General features: G+C 44.6%; 6 protein-coding genes and 1 pseudogene. 2 read left to right on the plus strand and 5 right to left on the minus strand.

The window, feature by feature from the left end:
• Positions 1-139: 139 nt before the first annotated feature.
• Positions 140-784, plus strand: coding sequence for an orotate phosphoribosyltransferase (pyrE, locus tag A3735_RS09565; protein WP_068514477.1), 645 nt, complete (start codon positions 140-142; stop codon positions 782-784).
• Between the two features lie 303 nt (positions 785-1,087).
• On the opposite strand, the gene A3735_RS09570 is transcribed toward pyrE, so the two are convergent.
• Complete coding sequence (locus tag A3735_RS09570) at positions 1,088-1,843, minus strand: sulfite exporter TauE/SafE family protein (RefSeq protein ID WP_068514435.1); 756 nt, start codon at positions 1,841-1,843, stop codon at positions 1,088-1,090.
• Between the two features lie 149 nt (positions 1,844-1,992).
• On the opposite strand from A3735_RS09570, the gene A3735_RS09575 reads away from it, so the two are divergent.
• The gene (locus A3735_RS09575) at positions 1,993-2,757 is read left to right on the plus strand and encodes a hypothetical protein (protein WP_068514438.1); all 765 of its coding nucleotides are present in this window, start codon (positions 1,993-1,995) and stop codon (positions 2,755-2,757) included.
• A gap of 78 nt (positions 2,758-2,835) precedes the next feature.
• On the opposite strand, the gene A3735_RS09580 is transcribed toward A3735_RS09575, so the two are convergent.
• From A3735_RS09580 to ectA, 4 genes and pseudogenes are all read right to left on the minus strand, one after another.
• Positions 2,836-4,422, minus strand: coding sequence for a BCCT family transporter (locus A3735_RS09580; protein WP_068514440.1), 1,587 nt, complete (start codon positions 4,420-4,422; stop codon positions 2,836-2,838).
• A 59-nt stretch (positions 4,423-4,481) separates the two neighbouring features.
• Positions 4,482-4,883, minus strand: a complete 402-nt coding sequence (locus tag A3735_RS09585) for an ectoine synthase (protein ID WP_068514443.1) — start codon at positions 4,881-4,883, stop codon at positions 4,482-4,484.
• Positions 4,884-4,965: 82 nt separating this feature from the next.
• Positions 4,966-6,273, minus strand: a pseudogene (ectB, locus tag A3735_RS09590) (diaminobutyrate--2-oxoglutarate transaminase).
• A gap of 49 nt (positions 6,274-6,322) precedes the next feature.
• Positions 6,323-6,811 (minus strand): diaminobutyrate acetyltransferase, encoded by a 489-nt coding sequence (ectA, locus tag A3735_RS09595; RefSeq protein ID WP_068514445.1) that lies wholly within the window; start codon positions 6,809-6,811, stop codon positions 6,323-6,325.
• Positions 6,812-6,915 lie beyond the last annotated feature (104 nt).

Here is a 6,915-nt window from a genome sequence, read left to right on the forward strand (position 1 = left end):
CATTTACGTTAATTGATACTACTCGCATAACTGCCTCATAATTAATTTGCGTGGTATGATACTTAATTCACATTTTTTGAAAAGAAAAACACTGTAATATCTTTCAATTTAGGCGCAATTAATGCAAGAAAATACAAATATGAAGCCCCACCAGCGCGAATTCATTGAATTTGCTATCCAAAAGAACGTTTTGAAGTTCGGCGAATTCACCCTTAAGTCTGGCCGTGTTAGCCCTTATTTTTTTAATGCGGGTCTTTTCGACGATGGTTTATCACTTGCCAAGCTTGGGTCATTTTATGCCCAAACACTGGTTGACTCGGATATTCCCTTCGATGTTCTATTTGGTCCTGCCTATAAAGGCATTCCTTTAGGCTCTGCTACAGCAGTCTGTCTTTCTTCATTGCATAACATTAACACGCCCTTTGCATTCAACCGTAAAGAAGCAAAAGCTCACGGTGAAGGTGGCACGCTCGTTGGCGCACCACTTAAAGGCAAGATAATGATTATCGACGATGTGATTACGGCAGGTACGGCAATTCGCGAAGTGATCAAAATCATTGAGGCCGCAGGTGCGGAGCCAGCAGGTGTTCTGATTGCACTTGACCGCCAGGAAAAGGGTCAGGGCGAGTTGTCTGCCATTCAAGAGGTCGAAAGAGACTTTAATATCCCAGTCGCCAGTATCGTCAACTTAACTCAAGTATTAGACTACATTCAGGATGATGCAAGTTTATCGCAGTACGCGGATGCCGTTTCTGCATATAGATCACAGTTTGGGATTGCTTGATTGATCATAACCTCTGTGCAGCGAAGTTCTCGGTGGTTCAAGTGTTTGATCTCTTAAAGAACTAAACCCAAAAAACCATTAACCACAGAGGGTACAGAGAGGCCTTCGGCCTACACAGAGAAGAGATAAAAACTAAAAATGTTTTTCTCCATGTCTTCTCTGTGCAGCGAAGCGCTCGGTGTTCTCTGTGGTTCAAGTGTTTGATCTCTTAAAGAACGAAACCCAGATAAGCACTCACCACAGAGGTCACGGAGCGGCCTGCGACCTAGACAAGTTTGTTTGCTGGCAGATGAGTATCTGTCTCTAAACCAGCAAAGACACCCCAACCAAAATGGTCACTACTTCAAAACAGCGCTTAACAATTTTATTTCCTTTGGCGATCGATAGATGCGCTCCAAGGTAGCCTCCAGCTAAAGCCCCCAAAACCAAAGGAAGTACCCACGACCACTTAACCTCGGTCTGTAAGGCCAGCGTAAGCGCCCCCACACCATTCCAAAACAATCCCACCAAAATCAAGGTATAGGCAACCGCTCGCTGGTACTCCAAGCCATACCAAAGCACCAGCCACAAGGTAACGAACAGGCCTGTTCCTGAGGTAATCGAGCCGTTCAAAACACCGATTAAAAACAGTACCAAGCCGCCAATCAGCCAATGAATACGCTTAAATACCTTGGTCGTCGTCGTCATCCCCAGCTCCGGTTTAAATACAGAGTACAAACCCAAAGCTATCGTTAAGACCCCTAAAGCTTGCTTGGCTAGTTCATCGGGAACAGAGAGAATCAATAAGGCACCGAGTATCACGCCTGGCAACCCGAAAAGCAGAATATGACTAGCAAAAGCCAAGCTCAACTGTTTCTCTCTAATATGGCGTAAAGTCGCCCCAACGCCTAAAGCAACGCTGGCGACTTTATGCGTAGCCAAGGCGACAGTAAAACCCAAACCAAGAAAGAGCAAAGCAGGAAACTGTAACAAGCCAGCGCCTCCACCAGCCATCGCACTCAAGCCGTTTGCAATAATCGATACGCAAAACAGCACAACTTGTTCAATTAGAAATTCCATATAAAAACTCTTTTATCAGTGCTCAACAGAGAAAATGCCACTCTTTGCATATTGCTGAACAAACACTCAATAAATTAAATTTCTTGCAACACAAAAGCATAAAAAAATCAGATATACTTTGGATATCCGAAAAATATTTAGATATTAGAATGATTCATACTTCACGACGACCTTATATCTTCAAGCATACTGGCAAGCGGCTAGCCGTGGTTGCCCTGCTACTGCTATGCAGTCTTTCTTTGGTGGCTACGCATGCATCTGCGGCGCAACTATACCGGTATAAAGACAATCAGGGAACCTATGTGCTCAATCAGACTATTCCTCCTGAATATGTCAAAAAAGGCTACGATATTTTGAATAGACAGGGCAGAGTTATCCAAGTTGTCGCGCCAGAACTAACAGCCGAGCAAATTGCTGCCCGAGACGCCGCCCTAGAACAAGAGCGCCTACAGAAAATTGAAGCTGAAAAACAAGCCCTCATCGACGGCGAACTTAAACAACTTTACAGTCATCCAAATGATGCCGTGCGAGTCCTGTCTCGCCGAGTTCAAGATATCAAAGGGCTTATTCTGGTAAAACGTACTAAGATTGATGCCAGTAAAAATGGCATTATTGAGGAAGAAGCACAAGCAGCCAATCGCCAACGACAGGGCTTGAAGGTTTTCGAGACGACCTTGAAAAAGCTCGAAAAGTATAAGTCCGATATCGATAACAATGAACACGACATTGTTGAATTGCATAACGAGTTAAAAAAAGTTAAAGATGAGTTCGACAAGAAAATTCGTCGCCTTGAAGTGATTACCGGTAAGACTGCCAGTGATTATGCCAAGCTTCTGCAAGATTTAAGTGACGACAATAAAGACAAACCCCAGACTCCCTCTGAAGAAGCACAAACAAACGATAACAATCCTTAGCCTAAACTATTACCCTAAAAGCGGACGTCTGCTTCATTAAGTATTTAATCTAACCTTAACAAAGCAAACGTGATCGTGTTATGAGTAATACTTAGGCTCAGTTCTGAGCCCCATCAACAAACTAACGCACATCGCAAGCAACACAAAGGTAAATGGCAACCCTGAAGAGATAGCACCTGCTTGCAGCGCTTGTATTGCTTCGGTCCCTCCTATCCATAACAAGGCAGCCGCGATTGCGCCTTCAATAGTTGCCCAGTAGATACGTTGGGGTACGGGCGCATCAATTTTGCCACCTGCTGTAATGCTATCAATGACCAAAGACCCTGAATCGGAAGAAGTAATAAAGAATACCAATACAAGGAGAATAGCGATCATCGATAGAAGCTGACTCATGGGCAGCTCATCGAACATCTGAAACATGGCAAGCGGGACATCCGTTAGACCATTTGCTCCAAGCTCACCGACACCGTTCACAACTTGATCGATGGCAATACCACCATAGACCGACATCCATATTACAGTCACTGCGGTTGGCACGAGTAGCACGGCACAGAGGAATTCGCGGATAGTTCTGCCTTTAGATATACGCGCAATAAACATTCCGACAAAAGGCGACCATGATATCCACCAGGCCCAATAGAACACCGTCCAACCTTGAAACCAGGCTTCGTCATCTCGATTGTGCGGATTACTAAGCGGTATTATATTCTCAAGGTACGCACCAATCGTAGTGGGAACATTCCCCAGCGCTACAGCTAAGCCTACCATTGCAACAAAAATCAATAATACAAAGGCGATCACCATATTCACGTTACTTAGTAACTTCACACCACCTTCCAAGCCTCTAACGACCGAGATGATAGCTAAGGCAGTCACACCCACGATAACTAAAATCTGTAAGCCGATACCGCCATCAGTGCCAAACACGTGATTAATACCGCTCGCCGCTTGCTGCGCCCCTAGCCCTAAAGATGTGGCTAGACCAAAGAGTGTCGCAAGTACTGCAAGAATATCGATAATGTGGCCAGGCCATCCCCACGTACGCTCTCCTAGCAGCGGGTAAAAAACGGATCGAATAGAGAGTGGAAGCCCTTTGTTGTAGGTAAAAAAAGCTAAGGAAAGCGCAACGACGCCATAGATCGCCCAGGGGTGAATTCCCCAGTGATACATCGTCGCGCCCATGGCCATACTCGCCGCTTCGGGCGTGTTTGCTGCCACATTGAGAGGCGTTTTGTACCAGCCGGTATAATAGGAAACAGGTTCGGCTACTCCCCAGAACATCAGCCCGACGCCCATGCCTGCAGCAAACAACATCGCTAGCCATGTTAGCGTAGAATGCTCTGCTTTTGCCTCATTGCCTCCTAAGCGAACCTTGCCGAAAGGAGAAACAATAAGCGCCAGGCAGAACAACACAAAAATATTGCCTGCCCAAATAAACAAACCATCGAAAGCACCAATAATATCCCATTTAAGACCATCTAATGCAGCTTTTGCGGTCGCTGAATCAGTTAGCAGTGTGGCTACTAAAAATAACAATATCAGCCCGGAACTCACAGCAAATACCGGGTTATGAATATCAAAACCCCAGCGTTGAACATTGTGCTGCCCAACGCTGTAGTCAGTACTGTGAATGCCATATTTATCGTTAGGGTTAGGTACGCTCATCAGCAAAGCCCTTTCATTTATTGTTATCAATTGGGATAGAACTAGGTACTCAATATATATTATTCAATAGTATCCGCTTCTAATTCGTAGGCACCTTCCTTGTTGTGTACTTCCTTGCCATTAAGCGGAGGGTTGAAGACGCATGCCATCTTCATTTCTTTAAATGCTCTTAGGATATGCTTGTCATGCTTATCCAGAACATAGATCGTGCCTGCAGAGATCGGGTGCACTTTTCCATCTTCCAAATTCTCTATCTCACCCTCACCTGACATGCAGTAAACCGACTCCAAATGATTTTGATAGTGCATCTGAAAATCTGCGCCTTCATAGATAGTCGTGATGTGAAACGAAAACCCCATCTGGTCATCTTTTAATAGCATACGCGTACTTTCCCAATTGCCATCAGGAGAGACAATGCGTCTTGATGAATTTTCCGCTTCACTCAGTTTTCTTACGATCATTTTTTTACCTTGTTTCTCTTTATCCAGTTAAATAACGTGACGCCTAAAATAGCATGATGACTAAGCCATTAAATACTGACGATTAGCCTGCCATCTTCGCATCATCAAAATAGTCGCTATCTTCAGGGATTTGGTCTTCTTTAGCACAAACCTCTTTGATCGCTTGCTCAACAATATCAATACCCTTTTTGAGAGAGTCTTGACTGATTACGAGAGGACATAAAAATTTAACCACCTGATCATCAGCACCGCTTGTCTCAATGATAAGCCCCTGCTGAAAAGCATTGCGTGTAATGTTGCCAGCGATCTCACCGTTTACACAGTTAATCCCTTGAAACATGCCGCGTCCACAGGTCGTGAAATTTCCGTCGCCATACAAGTCGACAATCTTTTCCAGGCGCGATTTAATATATTCGCCTTTTTGCTTAATCTCATTAGAGAACTTGTCGTCAGACCAGTAATGATCAATGGCGGCTTTCGCGGTTACAAATGCAAAATTGTTGCCTCTAAACGTACCGTTATGCTCTCCTGGTTTCCATTGGTCCAGCTCTGGCTTAAATCAAACAACAGCAAAAGGTAAGCCGTATCCGCCAAGTGATTTCGATAAGGTCACCATATCGGGCTTAATGCCTGCTTCTTCAAAGCTAAAGAAGGTGCCAGTACGACCGCAACCCGCCTGTATATCATCGATGATAAGCAGTACATCATGCTTTCGGCAGACTTTTTCTAAGTTACGCAACCATTCAAAACTAGCCGCATTGATACCGCCTTCACCTTGCACAGTTTCAACAATCACTGCAGCGGGCTTGTCGATGCCACTGCTGGAATCTGAAAGCACTTTATCAAGATAAGCTGTGGTATCAATCTCGTCACCTAAGTAGCCGTCATAAGGCACGCGGCTTACGCCGCCTAAGCTGACACCCGCCGCGCCACGATGATGAGAGTTACCCGTCGCAGCCAGAGAGCCAAGGCTAACGCCATGAAAACCATTGGTGAAAGAAATAATGTTCTGACGGCCTTTAATATTACGCGCTAGCTTTAAAGCCGCTTCAACTGCGTTGGTACCAGTCGGACCAGTAAACTGCATAACATAATCGAGATCCCGAGGCTTTAGAATCTTCTCATTAAAAGCCTCTAGAAATTCACCTTTCGCCTTGGTATGCATATCCAGGCCATGCGTAATACCATCATTCTCAATGTAGTCCATTAAGAGAGGCTTAAATAGCGGATTGTTATGCCCGTAGTTAATTGTTCCCGCACCCGCCAGAAAGTCTAGATACTCATTTTCCTCCTCATCGTAGAGGTGTTCCATCTTAGCGCGATTAAAAACACGAGGGAAAGAACGAGCATAGCTCTGAACTTCAGATTCAATTTCATCAAATATTTTCATTAGCATCCTCCATAGGATGTTTGGTGCGAGTCTTATTTAGTGTGCGAGGTTAGGAACTAAATGGACCGATTCGGACCAGAAATTCCGTGTCATGCAAGCCAGCAAAATGCGTATCTTTGCTAAACATTTCAGATTTGGCTAAGGGAGCAGAAAAATCCTTTGCGAAGCTTTCAAATAAAGTCCATGAGGCTTTATTGTCAGCTGTAATGGTCGTTTCCAAGTGAGTGACCTGAGCGCATTCTTGCCGCGTCACAATATCTTTGAGCATTCGCTTAGCAAGACCTTGACCGCGAGCACGCTCATCAACGGCGACCTGCCAAATAAATAAAGTGTCTTGCCGGTCGGGAATGACATAGCCGGATATAAAGCCAAGTGTCTTGTCATCGTCTATCGCTATCACTGAGGTGCTAGCGAAATGACTGCACTGCAGCAAGTTGCAGTACGCTGAGTTAGTGTCCAGAGGTGGGCATCGGTCTATGAGCGCAAATACTGATCGGCCATCAGTATCTAGCGGTCTTCTAAGTGTGGTTTGATTCATAATTTATTATTTTAGATGTCTAAACATTTATTTTTAGACATCTATGTATAACTTGCCTGTATTTATGCTACTTTTTACTAGCTGTTACAATTTTATGCGCCTTA

It is taken from the genome of Oleiphilus sp. HI0061, assembly GCF_001635675.1.

What these genes read in the sequence shown, in the direction of transcription:
- pyrE (WP_068514477.1), top strand. Translation starts at nt 140, where the DNA reads ATGAAGCCCCACCAGCGCGAATTCATTGAATTTGCTATCCAAAAGAAC.
- A3735_RS09580 (WP_068514440.1), bottom strand. Translation starts at nt 4,422, where the DNA reads ATGAGCGTACCTAACCCTAACGATAAATATGGCATTCACAGTACTGAC.
- ectA (WP_068514445.1), bottom strand. Translation starts at nt 6,811, where the DNA reads ATGAATCAAACCACACTTAGAAGACCGCTAGATACTGATGGCCGATCA.
- A3735_RS09575 (WP_068514438.1), top strand. Translation starts at nt 1,993, where the DNA reads ATGATTCATACTTCACGACGACCTTATATCTTCAAGCATACTGGCAAG.
- A3735_RS09570 (WP_068514435.1), bottom strand. Translation starts at nt 1,843, where the DNA reads ATGGAATTTCTAATTGAACAAGTTGTGCTGTTTTGCGTATCGATTATT.
- A3735_RS09585 (WP_068514443.1), bottom strand. Translation starts at nt 4,883, where the DNA reads ATGATCGTAAGAAAACTGAGTGAAGCGGAAAATTCATCAAGACGCATT.